At 39.3% G+C, this 18,844-nt stretch carries 15 protein-coding genes; 5 read left to right on the forward strand and 10 right to left on the reverse strand.

What is annotated here, in order from left to right; all coding sequences use genetic code 11:
- Positions 1-47: 47 nt before the first annotated feature.
- The 4 genes from ACJJVX_RS11070 (at position 48) to yegD (ending at position 3,414) form a co-directional block, all read left to right on the forward strand.
- The gene (locus ACJJVX_RS11070) at positions 48-347 is read left to right on the forward strand and encodes a hypothetical protein (protein WP_054205103.1); all 300 of its coding nucleotides are present in this window, start codon (positions 48-50) and stop codon (positions 345-347) included.
- 60 nt (positions 348-407) lie between these two features.
- A complete protein-coding gene (locus tag ACJJVX_RS11075) occupies positions 408-1,064 on the forward strand; it encodes an HAD family phosphatase (RefSeq protein ID WP_054205104.1) in 657 nt (218 codons plus the stop codon).
- Between the two features lie 30 nt (positions 1,065-1,094).
- Positions 1,095-1,982, forward strand: a complete 888-nt coding sequence (locus tag ACJJVX_RS11080; protein WP_082355607.1) for a DNA ligase — start codon at positions 1,095-1,097, stop codon at positions 1,980-1,982.
- Positions 1,983-2,046: 64 nt separating this feature from the next.
- Entirely contained in the window at positions 2,047-3,414 is a 1,368-nt protein-coding gene (yegD, locus tag ACJJVX_RS11085) for a molecular chaperone (protein WP_054205105.1), read from the forward strand.
- Positions 3,415-3,700: 286 nt separating this feature from the next.
- Here yegD and ACJJVX_RS11090 read toward each other — a convergent pair whose 3' ends face one another.
- From ACJJVX_RS11090 to ACJJVX_RS11100, 3 genes are read right to left on the reverse strand one after another with little or no spacing between them, the layout of a single operon-like run.
- Entirely contained in the window at positions 3,701-4,165 is a 465-nt protein-coding gene (locus ACJJVX_RS11090) for a methylglyoxal synthase (protein ID WP_054205106.1), read from the reverse strand.
- A gap of 17 nt (positions 4,166-4,182) precedes the next feature.
- Positions 4,183-4,815 carry a LysE family translocator gene (locus ACJJVX_RS11095; protein ID WP_054205201.1) on the reverse strand — a complete coding sequence of 211 codons (633 nt, stop codon included), beginning with the start codon at positions 4,813-4,815 and terminating at the stop codon, positions 4,183-4,185.
- A gap of 2 nt (positions 4,816-4,817) precedes the next feature.
- Positions 4,818-6,020: a multidrug effflux MFS transporter gene (locus ACJJVX_RS11100; RefSeq protein ID WP_054205107.1), complete on the reverse strand. Its 1,203-nt coding sequence runs from the start codon at positions 6,018-6,020 to the stop codon at positions 4,818-4,820.
- A 183-nt stretch (positions 6,021-6,203) separates the two neighbouring features.
- On the opposite strand from ACJJVX_RS11100, the gene ACJJVX_RS11105 reads away from it, so the two are divergent.
- Complete coding sequence (locus tag ACJJVX_RS11105) at positions 6,204-6,674, forward strand: hotdog fold domain-containing protein (RefSeq protein WP_054205108.1); 471 nt, start codon at positions 6,204-6,206, stop codon at positions 6,672-6,674.
- Between the two features lie 17 nt (positions 6,675-6,691).
- Here the strand turns inward: ACJJVX_RS11105 and ACJJVX_RS11110 are convergent, their stop codons facing one another.
- The 7 genes from ACJJVX_RS11110 to ACJJVX_RS11140 all read right to left on the reverse strand — a co-directional run bounded on the left by ACJJVX_RS11110 (position 6,692) and on the right by ACJJVX_RS11140 (position 18,843).
- Positions 6,692-7,183: a polymer-forming cytoskeletal protein gene (locus tag ACJJVX_RS11110; RefSeq protein WP_054205109.1), complete on the reverse strand. Its 492-nt coding sequence runs from the start codon at positions 7,181-7,183 to the stop codon at positions 6,692-6,694.
- Entirely contained in the window at positions 7,173-8,330 is a 1,158-nt protein-coding gene (locus tag ACJJVX_RS11115; protein ID WP_405631467.1) for a M23 family metallopeptidase, read from the reverse strand. Before ACJJVX_RS11115 ends, ACJJVX_RS11110 begins: the two co-directional genes overlap by 11 nt.
- Positions 8,331-8,483: 153 nt before the next feature.
- Positions 8,484-9,797: a fumarylacetoacetase gene (gene fahA, locus ACJJVX_RS11120; protein ID WP_169328009.1), complete on the reverse strand. Its 1,314-nt coding sequence runs from the start codon at positions 9,795-9,797 to the stop codon at positions 8,484-8,486.
- A gap of 152 nt (positions 9,798-9,949) precedes the next feature.
- Positions 9,950-10,996: a 4-hydroxyphenylpyruvate dioxygenase gene (gene hppD / locus ACJJVX_RS11125; protein ID WP_054205112.1), complete on the reverse strand. Its 1,047-nt coding sequence runs from the start codon at positions 10,994-10,996 to the stop codon at positions 9,950-9,952.
- 439 nt (positions 10,997-11,435) lie between these two features.
- Positions 11,436-12,866, reverse strand: coding sequence for a peptide MFS transporter (locus tag ACJJVX_RS11130; RefSeq protein WP_054453295.1), 1,431 nt, complete (start codon positions 12,864-12,866; stop codon positions 11,436-11,438).
- 331 nt (positions 12,867-13,197) lie between these two features.
- Entirely contained in the window at positions 13,198-14,412 is a 1,215-nt protein-coding gene (locus tag ACJJVX_RS11135) for a hemolysin-type calcium-binding protein (RefSeq protein ID WP_405631471.1), read from the reverse strand.
- 318 nt (positions 14,413-14,730) lie between these two features.
- Complete coding sequence (locus tag ACJJVX_RS11140) at positions 14,731-18,843, reverse strand: poly-gamma-glutamate synthase PgsB (protein WP_405631474.1); 4,113 nt, start codon at positions 18,841-18,843, stop codon at positions 14,731-14,733.
- Position 18,844 lies beyond the last annotated feature (1 nt).

Here is an 18,844-nt window from a genome sequence, read left to right on the forward strand (position 1 = left end):
TGCTGCTAAAGTAATGTGTATAGGTTTTTTAATTAAAGAGAATAGTGATGGCTGGATTTTGGAATTACCGAGTTATTTTTTGTGAAGCAACAAAAGACGATGCTGCGCAATATCAAATACACGAAGTGGAATACAACCTAAACGGTAAAGTAACAAACTGGTCTGAAACGGGTGCAGCGCCATTTGGTAACACGTTAGAGGCATTGCAAGATGATGCAACGCGTCTTAAAACAGCGTTTGAAAAGCCGGTATTAAAAGTTATCAGAAAAGAGCGAGGTTATGAGCTGGTTGATGTTGAGACTGGCGCAGAAGCGTTTGCAGAGCCACCAGCGGGTTTAACGCAATAATATATATTATAAAAGGTGCTATGTGCGCCTTTTTTTATAATTAAAAATAAAGGAATGAGGATGACTTTAAAGGCTGTTTTATTTGACATGGATGGCACGCTAGTTGATTCAGAAAGCGTGCATTTTAATTGTTGGAATGATGTATTAGCCAAGTATGGTATTTGCTACGAAGAAGACGAATTTTGTCAACGTTTTTCTGGTAAGGCAACATTAGAGGCCGCAAAAGAAGTGGTGGCGCATTATCAGTTGGATATAACTCCTAAAGCGCTGGCGAAAGCTAAATATGATTACTTTAGTGAATTTGTATCAAACCATTTACCGCCTTTAATGCCCTATGCAAAAGAAGTTTTACTGGCTGTAAAGCAAAGTGGTTTAAAAATGGCACTCGTAACAGGCAGTGCCCGCGCTGAGGCATTACCTATTCTTAAAGGGTACGGCTTTTATACATTATTTGATTGTGTGGTGACTAAAGATGATGTTGTTAACCCTAAGCCTGCTGCTGATCCTTATTTACTTGCTTTAAACACACTTAATATTACGGCGCAAAATGCCATTGCAATTGAAGATACTCACACGGGGGTTACTGCTGCATATAATGCGCAAGTTCGTGTTATGGCTATACCCAATAAGCATACGCTTAACCATGACTTGAGCAAAGCAACTGCACGGTTTGAAAATCTTCAGCAACTATGGCAATGGGTACAGATTAAACTATAGTGTAGGTATCAACCCTGTAAGGATACCGTGATGAATAAAAGGATTTATAACGCGTTATTGTTATGTGTACTTGTTTTCAGTCAAGTTAACGTAGCTGCAAATGACGATAAAAACGCGATTAAAACGTTGTTATCAACGACCACTCCTCACGTGCAGCTTGCTAATGTATATGATGCAAATAATGATATTGCTGTATCGCGCTATTTAGTAAGTGAAAAGTTTGATGGTGTTAGAGCCATTTGGACTGGTAATCAATTTGTAACGCGTAATGGTAACACTATTAATGCGCCACATTGGTTTGTGGATGTATTACCAAACGTGTGGTTAGATGGCGAACTTTGGACTAAACACCAAGACTTTGCCTCACTCAGTGGCATTGTACGCACTATAAAACCAAATGATGATGACTGGCGAAAGGTTAGTTATCGTGTCTTTGATATGCCAGATAAAGTAAATCCTTTCAATGTCCGTTATCAAAATTATCAGCGACTAGTCAGTAATATAAATCAGCCCCACATTGTTGCAGTAAAACAACATCAGTTTACATCAAATGAAACCCTTACTGCGTATTTTGAGCGCACCGTACAGCAAGGTGCTGAAGGCGTTATGCTTCATTTAGCCAGTGCAAAACACCGTGATGGTCGTTCGTCTTCGTTATTAAAACTCAAACCGTATTTTGATAATGAGGCCATGGTTATTGCTCACTTACCAGGTAAGGGTAAGTATCAGGGCATGTTAGGCGCTTTGCGGGTTAAAAATAGTGATGGATTAGAGTTTACAATAGGCACTGGATTTAGCGATGCACAAAGACGAATACCACCAGCATTAGGCGTAACAATTACTTACCGTTATCACGGTTTTACCAAGCACGGGCTCCCTCGTTTTGCGAGTTTTTTAAGAGTACGCACACCTGAATAACGTTTCAAAAAATCACTAAATGTGCTAAATTGCGCGGCCTTTTGATGTGAGTAACGGTGAAATAATGGTAGTTGGTTTTGATTATGGTAGTTCTAATTGCGCAATGGGTGTAATGAATGCTCAAAATACAGTTGAGTTAGTACCCTTAGAGCAAGGTAAGTTTTACCTACCCTCAACCTTATATACGCACCATAGTGCATTAGTCGTTGATTTTGTTGCACAACATTTAACTGGCACCGCTTACGAAAGCGACTTTAGAATTCAGCGCCAAGCGCTGCTTAACACGATGCCTCGCATTAAATCAGATTTAGATCTTGTCCCTGGCGATGAAAGTTTATTTATCGGTCGTGAAGCCATTAGTGAATATGTACAATTTCCAGAAGAAGGTTATTTTGTTAAATCTCCTAAATCATTTTTTGGGGCTACAGGTTTAAAGCAAGGGCAAATTAACTTTTTTGAAGACATTGCGACTGCGATGATTTTAAAAATAAAACAGCGTGCTGAAGCGTCGTTACAAAAACAACTAACACACACCGTTATAGGTCGCCCTGTGAACTTTCAAGCAGTGGGCGGGGAAGAGTCAAATAAGCAAGCCATTGGTATTTTAGAGCGCGCAGCTAAACGAGCAGGCTTTCAAGACGTGGCTTTTTTATACGAACCACTGGCAGCTGGGATTGATTATGAAAGTGACCTAACCGAAGACCAAAAAGTTTTGGTTATTGATATTGGCGGGGGGACCAGTGATTGCTCGTTTGTGCAAATGGGCCCAAGCTTTCGTAATAATAATGATCGTGATAGTGACTTTTTAGCGCATACAGGTAAACGTGTTGGTGGTAATGATTTAGACATTGCACTGAGCTACCACGCACTTATGCCATTACTAGGTTTAGGTACTACGTTTAAGTCAGGCTTACCTTTACCGAATCAGGCATTTTGGCAAGCGTGTAAAATTAATGATGTGAACTTGCAAAGTCAGTTTTATGCGCAATCACATACCCGCGAGTTATTAACGCAGCTGCGTGATGTAAGTGAACCTGACTTATTCAAACGTTTAATTACGCTACAGCAGAACAAGCAAGGTCACCAACTTGTTCAGCAAGGGGAGGCTGCTAAAATTGCATTGTCTTCGCAAGCTACATTTGAGTGTGATTTGGGCTTTTTATCGCCGCAGTTAATTAAATTAATAAGCACCAATGAGCTAGCGCTGGCGGTTGATGATTCAATCAGCCAAATAGTGACCTTAGCAAAGCAAGCAATTAGCGATGCGGGTGTACCACCAGATGTTATTTATTTGACTGGTGGTAGCGCACAATCACCCTTAATTAAAGCGGCCTTGCAACAACACTTAGGCGATATAAAAATGGTGAACGGTGATCACTTTGGTAGTGTCACCGCTGGTTTAACCAAGTGGGCTAATATAATTTATAAGTAGGCAGACTTAGCTTATACCCAAGCCACCTCAAGATGCAGAATTCAGCGTTTCACAGGGGTTTAATATCAAGGCGTTACTTTGCAACAATGGCAGTCCCTTTTAAGAAGTAACAACGATGAGAGTAAGTGCCTGTGAAACGCCCTGCGGGTTGGTTTAAAAGCGATTTATACTGCGTTATTGATTTTAACAAGGGAACAGCCATTATTTGCAATCAATGCCTTGCCTAAATCGCTTTTAATTCCAACTGAAACTCGTATCTTGAGGTGGCTTGGGTATATAGTTTAACTTATAAATTAACTTGTCGGGTTGCGAGGTATTTTTCGTAATCTGGCAAGGTACGCTCAAGCTCGCTGTGCATTAACGACGAGCTTAATATCATATCAGCACTGACTTCATTACACGCCACCGGAATATTCCATACCGCAGCTAGACGTAGCAAGGCTTTAACATCTGGATCATGGGGCTGAGAGGCCAACGGATCCCAAAAGAAAATCAACATATGAATTTCATGTTCAGCTATTTTAGCGCCAAGCTGTTGATCGCCCCCCATCGGGCCACTTAATAGCTTGATAACCTCAAGCCCTGTATTACGCTCAATTAAGTGACCAGTGGTGCCAGTACCATACAAAGTATGCCTACTTAAGTCATCCTTGTGTTTGCTGCACCATGCTTGCAGCGCTGCTTTTTTTCCATCGTGGGCAACGAGCGCAATATTTTTACGAGCTGGGAGTGTTTGTTGTTTTTGTTCCATGTTGACTCTTATTTTTATTACATTAATAGATTAATTGCCAGTGCAATAAATACGACGCCTGTTATGCGGTCAATCCAAATTTGACTTTGCGGATGATCGCGAAAGTAGTTTGCTATCTTATCGCCAAAATAAATATATGTGCAGTCGATTGGAAAAGCAAAAAGAGGGTAAAGCAAACCAAAAAATGCTAATTGAAAAGTAGTCGACGTTGATAAACTCGTATCAACAAACTGAGGTATAAACGCAATAAAAAAGAGCGCCACTTTAGGGTTTAGCACTTCGGTCATCATAGCTTGAAACATAACGTTTTGCGCCTTATTACTGACTTTGGGCTTATCATCACTGTTTTCAGTTGCATTACTGAAGGTGCTTTTAAGCATCATAATACCAAGGTAGCAAAGGTAGGCGGCACCAGCATATTGTACCGTTGCATATGCGGTTTCAGAGGCTTTTAAAATGGCAGTTAACCCTGCAACAGCAAATAGAGTATGAGCAACACCACCTAAGGCAAACCCAAATGCACTTTGCAAGCCTGCAGCGCGGCCATTTGCGAATGTTTGTGCCATTAAAAATGCATTTGATGGCCCTGGCGCTACTGCGATTAAAAAACTTGCTGCCAAGAAAGATAACAAAAATTCATAGTTAACCAGCATTATGGTTGCGCCGTTTGAGTAGGGTGGTAAATATGTGCTTTTTTACTGAGCAATACTACCCACAATGGCAGTAACAACAGTAGATGAAAAGCAATAAACTCAGGGGCATTAAATGGCAGTACTTGCGTAAGCATCACTAGTAACCCAGCGCCACTCATTTGCATTAGACCAATTAATGCTGATGCAGTGCCTGCTTGCTTAGGAAAATGTGACAATGCCATACCCGCAGCAGACCCTAAACTTAGCGCAAAGCCTAATGCAGCTATTAAAATTGGTAACATAAAAGTAAAGGCCGTTCTGAGCTCGCTCATCACTAATACCAGCACGCCTGATAGAATTAGCAAGCTAACCCCTAACTTTAATGCTTTTTGGCTGTGACGCTTGATATAGAGCGGCGCAATAAAGCTGGCGACAATACTGACAATCGCATTGAGCGTAAACCAAAAAGTGAAATCACCGACTGTGCCACCAAGTTCGGTCATGATCCAGCCAGGCGCTAGTGTTACAAATGCTAAAATAGCTGACATTGCTACCATGCACAGTAAGCTATTAAAGAAAAATACAGGTGTGGTAATAATTGGCACAAATCGGCGTATGTCTAATATGTGCCCCTGGTAATGACTATCACTTGGGCGAGTCTCTTTGAAAAATAGCAACGTCAATAGAAGACCTACGCACGCAAAGCCGGCTAAAAATAAAAAGTTCATCCGCCAACCAAACTGCACGGTTAACCAAGCACCTAAAATAGGAGCAAGGGCAGGGATAAAGCACACAATTCCGTTGAGGTAAGTGATCATTTGACCGCTTTTAGCACTGCCATACGTGTCACGCACAATCGCAAATGCTACAACAAAAGTGGCACATGCGCCAAACCCTTGCAATGCACGAGCACACATTAATACAGTAAAGTTCGGTGACATATACGCCAATAAAGATGACAAACCATACAAAATAATGCCAGCGAGTGCGATAGGTTTACGCCCAAATTTATCTGCAAGTGGGCCTGCAATAAGTTGGCCTAAACCAACCGTTAACATAAAAATCGCGACAGTTAACTGTACTTTTTGCTCATCAATGCTCAGTGCATGCGCAATGTCTGGAAAGGCTGGTAGGTATATATCAATCGCTAATGGGCAAAATACAACCAGTAAAGCGAGTATTAAAATAACACGAAGATGGCGACGCGGATCTGTTGTTGGCATGAATGCTCCTTATGGCTGCTATTCTAAGAACTTAATTGAAAAAAAGAAAGCGGAGATATAGGTACATACGTAGTCAGTGAAAGATAATTTTTTTGCTAACGAATGAATGACAGTTTATTAAACCTTGAATAACTGGTCTGATGTGTTAGTTTTGATTTTATTTACAGTGGTAGAGATTGAGCTATGAGTGGTGGTTCTGTGTTAAAAATCTGGCGAAGAGTAACAAAGTTACCATACGGAAACTGGCTTTTTAGTAAAGCGGTATGTTTTAAAGCGCCGTATTTTGGTTCTATAAAACCTTACATACTTGAATTACGCGATGGGCATTGCAGTGCGGTTGTTAAAAAACGTCGTAAGGTGTTTAATCATATAGGGACTATTCACGCTATTGCGCAGTGTAACTTGGCTGAATTGTGTGCTGGTGTTATGGTTGATGCTACCGTCCCAAGCAAAACACATCGTTGGATCCCAAAGGGCATGACGGTAAAATACTTGGCGAAAGTAGATACCGATGTGACTGCGATTGCTGAAATACCGATGCCAAGACAATGGCACGATAAAGAAGATTTAGTAGTACCTGTAAAGCTTTATAATACCCGCAATGAACTGGTGTTCACCGCAGATATAACAATGTACATAACTGAGAAAAAATAACTTAAAGACAGCGTGTTTTATTCTTTTTCTGCGGCTTGTTTATTAAAAAACGACAAGTCGTTATCGCCTTCGCTAAGAACTGAGGTCAGTTCTGATTTTGACTCAGTATCATTATTAATTAATGCGACCGTTTCAGCTTCATGACGTTGTTTTAAATTACCTTCAATAATAGCACCAGCATCAATGCTCAATGTATCTTGGTAGACATCACCATGAACTTGTGCAGAGCTTTCAATAACGACTTTACTTGCGTTAAGTGAGCCAAAGATTTTACCTTTGACTATAACGCTTTCAGCGGTGACAGTTCCTTCAACCGTACCCGTAGTACCGATCACAAGATGATTAACACGAACATCACCATCAATGCGACCATCAAGTTGGACCTCACCTTGGCTCACTAAGCTACCAGTTAACCGTACATCTTCAGAGATAATCGACGGCGTATTATTAGTTCTTTTTAAATGTGAGCTTGATGAATTACCCACAGGAGATTTTTTTTTACCGAACACGAGAGAGCGCCTTTGTGATTTTTACAGGATTGACATGTTTGCCATTAAGTAATACTTCATAGTGTAAATGAGTGCTCGTACTTCTACCGGTGCTACCCATTAAACCAATAACATCATTTTTAGTAATGCTTTGGCCTTTTTTTACTTTAATTTTATGCAAGTGACCAAAACGAGTAACAAAGCCATTTTTATGCTGTAACTCAATAAAATTGCCATAGCCACCATTTCGCCCGGCACGTAAAACAATACCATCAGCAGGGGCGAAAATTTCAGTTTTATGCCAACCCGCTAAATCAACACCCTTGTGAAAAGCACGTCGGCCATTCATAGGATCTTTACGCAACCCATAACTACTAGAGATATAATAGTCGGCTGCGGGAAGGGCGTGGGGTAATTCGTTTAAAAAATTCTCAAGTGCATTGAGAGAAAGTAACTTATCTGCGATGGCTAAAAACTGCATAGGAATTTTCGACTCATCAAATAAATCCAACGGCCCCCCTTGAGCTGCTTTAGGCGTTGCATAACTTAAGCGCTTGGCTAATGCGGTATCTAAGCCTGCACCTTTGAGCATTGTAAGAATGTGCTGTTGCCGTTGCTCTATTTGCACCTCTAATTGCAAAAAACTGCGTTCATAGCTGTTCGTCAATGCTACAAAACGTTGATCTACAGTCAACGAGTTTAAATTATTTACTGACGTGTTTTTTTCGTCACTTTCGTCAATAAGAGGTGCATGGAAATCACTTTGTTGTTCACTATTTCTTATTGGTGAGTCACTGACATTATCGTTTTGCTTACTGATGGATTCTGGGAGTGACTCAATCATGCTTTGCAGCAAAGCATGTTTTTGCTCAAGAATACGCAGCTGCTCTAATTGTTTGGTGTGTTGTATTTGTTGAGCGCTTTGCTGCTGCTGCCATTGTTGTTGCTTTGATAATTGATTTTGCTCGATATCAGAAATTTTATTTGTTTGTGAGTAAACTTGAAGTGTAGATGCAGCAAGCCAAGTTAAAGCAATTAAAATAGACAGGGCGACACAAATTTGTAACCAAGGAGCCAATATGACATGTTTGACCTCACCATTTTGGCGGATCAACAGCTGTCGCGCTGGGAAAACTCGATGATAAAAAGACTTAATAAATACTGACATGGCTTATAAATACTGGCTATTAACCGATTTAAGATAGCAATTTGAGCTGAAAAAGCCAGAAAAAAATTGTAATTTATAATAATTAAAATGTAAAAAAACGCTCAAATGAGCGTTTTTTTTATTAACCTGATATTAAAAATATTGGCTATTTAATTACTTAGCAGGAAGGATAGTCCCTTCTACTGAGCCAAAACCAATGCGTGCAAAGCCATCAGCTTCACACCAACCACGCATAACAACATTGTCGCCATCTTCTAAAAAGCTGCGTTGCTCGCCATTACTGAGTGTTATTTTTTCTTTGCCGCCACGAGATAACTCAAGCAGTGAACCAGCTTCTTCATGGGTAGGACCAGACTGTGTACCTGATCCAAGCATATCGCCAGGCATAAAGTTACAACCATTTACTGTGTGATGAGTGACCATTTGCGCCACAGTCCAGTATGAGTGTTTAAAGCTTGATTTTGATACTTGAGCAGGAGTATGGCCTTCATCACGCATTTTTTGCGTTTCAATCAATACATCCATTTTAATATCAAAAGCACCAAGCTCACGGTTATGGGTTGATTCTAAGTAATCAAGTGGCTGTGGATCGTTCTCATCGCGTGTCCATGATGTTCTGTAAGGCGCCAGTGCTTCCGTTGTCACAATCCATGGAGATACCGTTGATGCGAAGTTTTTAGCAAGAAACGGCCCAAGAGGCTGGTATTCCCATGCTTGTAAATCACGTGCTGACCAATCATTAAATACGCAGAAGCCAAATACGTGGTTTTCTGCATTTTCAATCGCGATAGCATCACCTAAGTCATTGCCTTTACCTAGGTAAATACCTAGCTCTAGCTCGTAATCAAGACGTTTACATGGGCCAAACGACGGTACTTCAGCATCAGGCGCTTTAGTTTGGCCGTTAGGGCGATGAAAAGTTTGACCTGAAACATCGATTGACGATGAACGACCATGGTAACCAATTGGTACCCATTTGTAGTTCGGTAATAATGGGTTATCAGGGCGGAACAAGCTACCAACCGCAGTTGCATGGTAAATTGAAGTATAAAAATCTGTGTAATCACCAATGCGACATGGTAATGCGAATTCTATATCAGCTTGTGCGATCAGTGCTTCACTTAATGTAGCTTGTTCTGCTGAGCCTTCACGTAGCGCTTTAGACAGTGCTAAACGAAGTGCTGACCAGTATTGCTGACCTAAACCCATAAATTCATTTAACGTTGCATTACTTGCTGCTGCAACGGCTATTTGCGCGTCACCGCTGAATATTGCTAGCTGGTTTACTTTTGCAAGGTCGATAACTTGGTCGCCAATGGCAACCGCACCACGAAATGCTTCGCTTGAATTTTTACGGCGTACTTCTGCAAACGGTAAGTTTTGAATAGGGAAGTCACAGTTTGCAACATTTGCTGAGGCTACCCAGCTAGTTAAATTTATATCATGGGTTTCGTTAATTAAACTCATTACATTTCCTTTGGTTTAGTCAGTCACGCTTTACAGGGATATGGTGACAAATAGCGCGATTTAAACAGTGAAAATCAGATTGTCATTTATAAAACAGATGAAACGACAAAAAGCAGCGAAATACGCTGCTTTTTAAATTTTAAAAACGGTGTTTATAAAACGCCGCGACGCTCTTGGTCACGCTCGATTGATTCAAACAACGCTTGGAAGTTACCTTCACCAAAGCCACCGTCATCAACACGTTGGATCATTTCAATGAAGATTGGGCCAAATAAGTTCTTAGAGAAAATTTGTAGTAAATAACAATTTTCACTTTGGCTATCAACAAGGATTTGGTGCTGGCGAATTTTTTCTTTATCTTCAGCAACCCACGGTACACGGTCAAAAATAGTGTCGTAGTACTCAGGGATAATATCTAAAGTCGCGATTGTTGATTTATCAAGTTTATCAAGCGAGCTTACTAAGTCATCAGTTAGAAACGCTAAATGCTGAACGCCTGGGCCGTTGTATTCACCAAGGTATTCATCAATTTGGTTGTTATCACTGCCTTTACCTTCATTAATAGGGATAGAGAAGGTGCCACATGGTGATTTAAGTGCATACGAGATCAAGGCTGTTTTTTGACCTTTAATGTCAAAGTAGCGAACTTCTGTAAAACCAAATACGTTTTTGTAGAAGTTAGCCCATGTTTCCATAGTGCCTTTGTAAACATTATTAGTTAAATGGTCGATGCGGATAAAGCCTTTGTCATCAACAATGTTTTGTTCACTTAGATCTTCAAAGTCTTGCTCATAAATAGAGCCTTTATCGCCAAATTGTTCAATGAAGTAAATTAAGCTGTCGCCAATGCCGTAAATAGCAGGGTATGGTAAATCTTTATGCGTTGAATCAGTCGCTGGTTTTGCACCGCGCTCTACTGCTGTTTCAAATGCTTTTTGTGCATTCTCAACACGCCAACCCATTGAGCAAATTGCTGGACCATGGCTTTTAGCGAACTCAGCTGAGAAACCATCGCGCTCATTATTTAGTAAAAAGTTAATATCGTTTTGGTTGTAATAAACAATATCTTTACCTTTAAAGGTCTTTAATTTTGAAAAACCAAAATCGGTAAATACTTTATCCATGTAATCTGCATCAGGTGTTGCGTATTCAGTAAACTCGATACCAACTAAACCTAAAGGGTTATTTACTTCACTCATTTTAATTCTCCCGCAATAAGCACTGCGTCTTGTTGTATTTAATACAGCAGATGATTAACCATAAATGCGATTAGGGGAAGAGCCGCTATTTATTTAGCTTTGCGAGCAATTGTAAAATAAAAGATACAGTTCCTTTTCGGGGGAGGTTAATGTAGGTTAAAACGCATTCTGTATAGAGCACAATAATCTATAAAAGTAATAAATCCTTGTTTTTGAGCTTATAAAAAAGCCATGTTATTTATTAAAGTTGTTATTTTACATGGTTTTATTAATGATTCACAGAGAATGAACGCGCAGGGTGGATTTAAGATATAACACTATTTGGGATGGCAATAACGATGCGGTTGTGTACTTATTTATTTACATCATTCATATTTTATTGCCCTTAAGTAAAAACGGCACTTATGTAAGTGCCGTTTTTAAATTTATAACGTATCGATTACTGCTTATCAGCTACAACTTCAAGTTCTTCAGCTAAGATATGCTCTTGTGTATGCGGTTCATGTTGACCTTCAGCACCGTGCATCCACTTAACTAACTTATCGCTTAGTAAGTACATGATCACAGCTGAAATAACCGCTGTAGCGCCAAGACCAATGAAAATACCTAGTGCATTATCGAGAGCTTCTTCGCCTTCACCTAAGAATGAACCAACAAAGCCTGCAATCTTATTGGCAACAGCGGTACATAAGAACCAAATACCCATTAGCATTGATGCTAAACGCAGTGGTGCCAGTTTACTTACCATTGATAAGCCAATTGGCGATAAACATAACTCACCCAACGTATGGAATAAGTAGAATAACACTAACCACATCATACTGATTTGTAATGGTTCACCTTCACCTTGGCTTAATAAAGCTAAAATCATAGTCACAAAACCAAGTGCTAAGAAAATTAAAGCAATGGCGAATTTGATTGGCGAGTCAGGTTCACGCTTATCAAGTTTCAACCAAATAATGGCAACCATAGGTGCAAAAACGATAATGAAAATAGAGTTTAATGATTGGAACCATGATGCAGGAATTTCAAAATCAAAAAGCATACGATCAGTATAATCATTTGCAAATAAGTTCATTAAGCCGCCGGCTTGCTCAAAACCCATCCAGAAAATGATACTAAATACACTCATAGTGAAAATAACTTTAATACGGTCAGTTTCAACTTTAGTTAGAGGCTCTTTGGTGTTTGAGTTTGACTGTGCTTGCGCAATTTTTACTGCCGGCTCGACACCGATATTGCCTAAGTATTTATTGCTTAGCATAACTTGCATTGCTACAGAGATAAGCATACCAATACCAGCTACGATGAAGCCATATTGCCAACCCATTGACGCTGCCGCATAACCCGCAACTAATGGACCAAGTGCACCACCAATATTAATACCCATATAGAAGATAGTGAACGCGCCATCACGACGTTGATCGCCTTCTTGATATAAATCACCAACCATAGTTGAGATATTTGGTTTGAATAAACCATTACCCAAACATAATAAGGCAAGGCCAAGATAGAAAATATTCTCTTCTTGTCCTGCCAACATATCATGAGGAATACCCATGGTAAAATGACCTGCAGCCATCAATAAACCACCAATTACGATAGCTTTACGTTGTCCAAGCACGTTATCGGCTAACCAACCACCAAACAGTGGCGTAATATAAACAGCCATTGTAAATGTACCGTATAGGCTTAAGGCGTCTGCATTACTCCAACCAAAGCCACCATCTTGTACAATTGCTACTAGATACAGAACCAAAATGGCACGCATGCCATAATAACCAAAACGTTCCCACATTTCTGTGCCGAACAACAGGAATAACCCCTTAGGATGCCCTAAAAAATCACCTGCCTTAGGTAATGAACTCATATTTAATTCCTAACTTAATGTTTGTTATAACGGCCTTATTTTTGCTTTGATCGTTCCGTGCTTAAGGCACTGTTTGAACGGGTGGCCGTGAATATTATTGTAATGCAGCTAAGGTAATGGTTTGCTAACTGAGTTATTACTCAGAGGTAAGAGTCACACCCTTATCCTAGCTGCAATCGCGGATCAGTATACATACCATGGTTTACTAGGGGAAGTGTTACACGTTGAAGAACATGCGTATAAAGTTAAATTGTATAGACAAGTATTTACTTGTATTTTTATAGAAACAAAAAAGCCAGTCATTGACTGGCTTTTAAAGTAGATTCAGCGATTAGTTGCAGTAGTTGCTATCAACAAATGTCAAATCATTAACGTGTGAAGGGCCATCCATTACAAATGTCGCTACAGCTGTATTTTGGTTCAGCATAAAGATTTTAGCATTTTCACCTTTAACACGACCAGATACATAAATACTACCATCAGCGGCGATTGCGATACCTGACGCTTGGTCAACACCATGTTCACCGACTAAAGATAACGCTAACGAACCTTGGTCAACAGTATAAAGTGCTTTACCTGTTAGTACGTATAGAATGTTGTTATCAGCAGAGTAAGCAATATCACCATCAGCAAACGAGTCACCAGGGAAAGATAATTTGCCTAGTACTGTTTTATCACCCGTCGCTATATCGAAATCGTACATGTATGTCTTACTTGTTGCACGCAATGATAAGCCATCAGCATTCATTGCAGAACGATAGATTGGGTATGAATTAGTTGCAGTAACTAAAGCTTGAGTATTATCAGCAAGATTGAGTGATAAAACCTGAGACTCTTTAGTCGACTTATCTAACTGTTCCATGAAGTACAACACGCCATTGTGAGATGCAATGTTTGATGCTGTATTTGATAAACCGGCAACAGTAGAGTAGGTATTATTTTGTGTATCAAAGTGATAAACAAACCCATCTTCGTTAGAGCCAAAGTTATTGATGCCATATAAACCAGAAGCACATGATGTTGTTACTTGTACATCATCAATAAATCCACCAACAGAATCGGATGCACCTGCGCCAACAAATTTTAACTCAGTTGCTGTAGAACTCGCTTTTACAGTGTAAGTAAATTTTGTCCAGCCTTTGGTTGTAGCATTAAGCGTATCTAGTAACTCACCGTCCCAATATACTTCGGCTTTATTTGTTGTTTCATTACCATTTACACGGGCTGAGTAATAAAAGCTCACTTCATAGTTATGATCTTCTTCGGTAGCAAGAGTTTGAAATGCACTGTAGTTAGCTGTTGAATCAAGCTCGATGTATTTAGAGCCGTCTTGAGCTGTTACGATATTTAGTGCAGACGTTTGAATTTCAAAATTTGCATTAGCCGAACGTTGCCATCCTGGTAATTCATTTAATAGGCTCCATGAACCAGAAAATGCAGCAGTGTCTTCAAATGAACCATTAGCAACTAAGTTAGTGCTAGCCATTGTGAAACTAGATGCAAGTAATAAAGGTAAAGCTGCAAGCTTAAAGACTGAGTTTTTCATAATTCTTCTCCTACCAGATCATTACATCTGATTATGTTAACAGGATGTTTAACTTAATATGATACTATTGTGCTATATTTTATGGCATTGGTCAAATGCTGAGCATGAATATTATTGCGTTTATGGAGATTAAAAACAGGCAACAGTACAACAATCATTTTGAAACAGTGAGTTAGAAAAATAAAATAAAGAATAAAAAAATAATATTTTTTTATTCTTTATTTTTAGCAAGTTACATTGCTAGTAAGTAAGTTTAATAGCATATACAAACCCTAGTACTAAAAGGTTTGTACATGAGTAGAGGTGATGAAATAGCGGTTATTTTTTACTGCTATTAGAAAATGACAGCCATCCAGGCTTTTGATTGCGGTTGAGCTTACCAAGTACCTCAATCGCTTTTTCAAGCGTAATACGTTTTGATGCAATATCTTTATAAACCTGATTGGCAATTTTTTTACGCTTCACGGCGGCTCCAGCATCAAGGAATGACTCTGCGACTTGAGTTGCAAAGCGAGTAATCCGGTTTTTTTGCACAGACTCCGTATTTTCATATTCTCGATGCGAGTAGTTTTCTAAACGTTCACTAATATGAAGTAGCTCAGCTTGGCTGTATTCATTTTGTGCATGATGCATTTGCTTTATACGGCTCAATGAATCGTGTAGATAAGCATGCTCTAACTGGCTAAACTTTGTGATTAAAGATAAACGAGTCAGCGTCTTTTTAAATTGCTCTGCTGTGCTATCAGGGTTTAGCAAGGTCGTTATACTATCGTGAATGCGTTGCCACTGTTGCCAGCTATATACGTAGCCTAAACCAGCTCCTTTGATATTTTGCATGCCAATAACAACTTGGTGACAATATGGCCTAGCTAAAGATGAAAGTTTAAACGTTAGCTCATCAGGCGTAACTTGCGGGTTATCTACAAGTACACACTTAGTTTTGACAAGGGTAATCAGTATTTTTTGTAATTCAGCTTGATTCGCTTTTAAGTCGGTTAATAAAGGCGAAATATTTTGATAGCTTAAATAGTGATTGAATACATCGTGTATATTCAACCGCTGCTGTGGGCTGAGCGTTAGTGCTTGAACTGTTAACCAGTCATCAAATTGCTGCAACTGTTTCATATTTATAAACATTGAAGCCGAACAATCAAAATTAAGTGCGTGGCTTAAAACTAACGCCAATGATTCTGCATCTTTAATACAATGAAGTTGTGAACATAACGATTCAAATTCTTGTAAATCATCATTGTTGATGATTCTAATTATCCGTTCTTCAAATGCTTGTAGGTAATAACTATAAAAACCATCAACATTTGTGCCTATAACGACCATTTTATCAAATGGTAGATCTTCAGCGAGAATATGTGCAAAAACTTTTGAACGAGCTACACGGTCATTGCGATTATTTATTAGCGCTATGGTTTGTTTGCTTGGATCATGGCTTAAGCTAAATAAATCTAAGCGACGCCAGTTTTCTAATGTTGCCAAGCGTTCATTTGCAGACATGCTATTGATAAAAGACATTGTAAAATTTTCAAACGGAGCTGGGCAAAAATGTTGTAAAACTCCAATATCAGGAATGATACGTTGCGCAGTTTCTTTAAACACAAAGTTTTTATCTAAACCTATGTGCTCGGCCATCTTACATACTAAAGCAATATTATCAGGGTGTTCTTCATACGGATATAAAGCACGTATATCCGGGGTTATCTGGTAGCCATCACCCCAATGTACTTGGATCAGACTGGCTTGCTTACTTATCGCGTCTTTTTCTAATACAGGCATCATTGTTTGTTCACTTGTGAAAACCTGACTTTTTGGTGCTATAAAGTTGGCCATCTCTTTTGCAACATCAATGCCTGTTGGCCCTAATATGTCTTCGTGATCAGGGTATGCATTCGTTATTGTTGAAAAGTTATCTTGCATCCATTGACGTAAAATTTTTACATAGCGTGGTGTTAAGCCCATGCATTCCCATAAAAAAACGTCAGCTTTGACATTTTTTGCGAAATGTAAGACGTCACTTTGCTCCCAAATGCTCGCTTTATCAAATGGACGAAATAAAGGCACCTCAAATTGCTCTCCATTTGAACGAGCGTAAATTAATGTAGCCTCACAACCGGTTGTTTTGGTAATTACTTTAAGTGCTAAACTACTAAAAAGTGCTGCTTTTAAGCGCTCAGTTCCTGATTTACCACGGGTTCCCCAGCCACCAATACTAACCGGGATTGCTTTACGATCAGATCGAATACGCTGACTTACATGAATATGACGGCCCCAAAAGTAAACCATAAAACCGATAACAAAGAATATGAGTTGGCCAATACTGTTTTGATAAATTGAGTAAAGGTATTCTTTAAAGTTTAGCCATATGTTTACAAGCAGTGGCGATATACTGAGCTTTTTATAGAGTTTACTTATGTTTTCTTCAACCTGAAATTGACAGCCTAACTGCTGACCATATGCTTTAAATTCAAAAACAAAGCCATGCTTTTCTAAAGCTCTTAAGTAATTATCTTGCTCTATGTCATTACCTTTACGCTGAGCATCTAAGCTATCAAAGTGTGTAGATAACCATAAATAAGTTTTAATGCGTTTAAATAAAGACTTTGGCGGCTGGACACACAAAATTCCATCTGGAGTATATGTTTTGGCTGCTTGTTTTAAATTATCTTGGCTTAATACCGAAAGTAAAAAATCAGGAAGTGGCAGGTGAGGGCGAGCTGAGTGTTCTACAGCATCAAATAATGGTTCTCCTGGTACATCGGTGGCACTGATCTCAGCAACGGTACAGCTTGGAATGTGCATAAATGCAGATGGCTTACGTGCTTTACTGTGGTTAAAGCTTTGGCGCTTATCTGAGCTTGGGTTGCGCCACTCGTGCATAAAACGCCACAAACGAAACGCATATTTATAACCATTATTAATGTGCCATGAGTGACCACGGCTACTAACGTTAAAGGCTTCATTCTGTTGGGCTTTACGACTTAATAAACGCCCTAATAATTCTTCATCAATATCTTCATGTTTGAGTGTTGAGACTGCAGATAGCGGTAACGTTTGATCTAATTCAGCCATAATATTTTGATGTTGAAAGGCAACAAGTTGCTCTCTGGTCCGCGTAATATAACGGCGAATAGCAATATTGGGTTCTGCGGTTAATTGCGCGTTTAAACATTCGATGAATACAGTGAATACCGCATCAGGTTCAGCCGTTTCAAGTTGTTGGTTAAGCATAATACGTGCAGTTAATTCAAGTGTTAGACGTTTTATCGCTATACTTTCTTTGGCATTTAATAACTGCTTCCATAAATTAAATGCAAAATTATCATTGCATAAGCGAGGGTGGCTAAGCTGTTTTACTAATGTAAAGCGAACTGAATCAAGGCTTTCAGCTTTTAATCGAGCAGTTAATAACTCTTCTTGAAATGATAATTCGTAGCTAGATGACTGCTCAATAACACTTTGCCGTACACGAGGGTACTCATGTTCAGCTAGTTGTAAAAGCAAACTTTCACATGTTGGTGTTAATTTGATTTGGCTTGTTAATATTTTGGCAAATGCAGCTAAGGTGAATAACTTGATCTCGTAAGTTAACGATTCCTCAGTTTCATCATTAATGAACTGTTCCATATAGACGCGTAGGTAAGTGGGGCGTTGATGGATTAAAATTTCTAAAATATCTAATCGTGCTAGATGAGGTGTGTGGCTATTCTCTAGTGCCAATACTAAAGTTTCAATGAGGCTTGCGCTAAGTTCTGGTGCGCCGTTATAGGTGTGGATAAGCTGAACTTGATTAGCCAGAGCGCGATAAAGTGCATTCTTTACATGTTCATTGTCAGTTTTTGACAATAACAATAAAAAGAAGCTTTCTAAATCTAATGTTTGCCATGCTTTTTCAATATTGTTAGAAAATGCTCTTAAATAACGATTACTTAAATCCCCCAGTTTGCCGATTAAAAACTTTAAAGTCTGTTCAATTTCGGCAACTTTATCTTGATAGCGATTAATAACCGCTCCCTCATCAAACCAACGTGAGAAAGCAAGTTTATCTAAGCTTAATTGCTTTGGTGTTCCACCGAGTTGCTTTGCATAATCAAGGATATGAAACTCGCGTTCGGCACTCATTTCAGCGTGGCTTAATCGTTCTATAAAGAGAGAGTATCCGGCATCTAACTTTTGTAAGCTCTGTTGTTTTTTCTCAATTTGGTGACGCAAGAAGGCAATAGCTTGACGCAGCAGCCATGCATCTAAATCTTCATTTTCTGGGATGTTTTGGATCAACTCCCAATCAGCTAAATCATCGACTAACTGTAAGTATTTTTGGCGATACAGATCGAGCCAAAAGTTAGCAATATCGGCAAATAATAAATGTTCTAAGTGCTTTTTAAGTTCGCTGTGGGTCATCTGTTTCTCAACTGTGGCCATA

The sequence above is a fragment of the Pseudoalteromonas sp. Ld20 genome (genome assembly GCF_045064175.1).
Classification (GTDB): domain Bacteria; phylum Pseudomonadota; class Gammaproteobacteria; order Enterobacterales; family Alteromonadaceae; genus Pseudoalteromonas; species Pseudoalteromonas neustonica.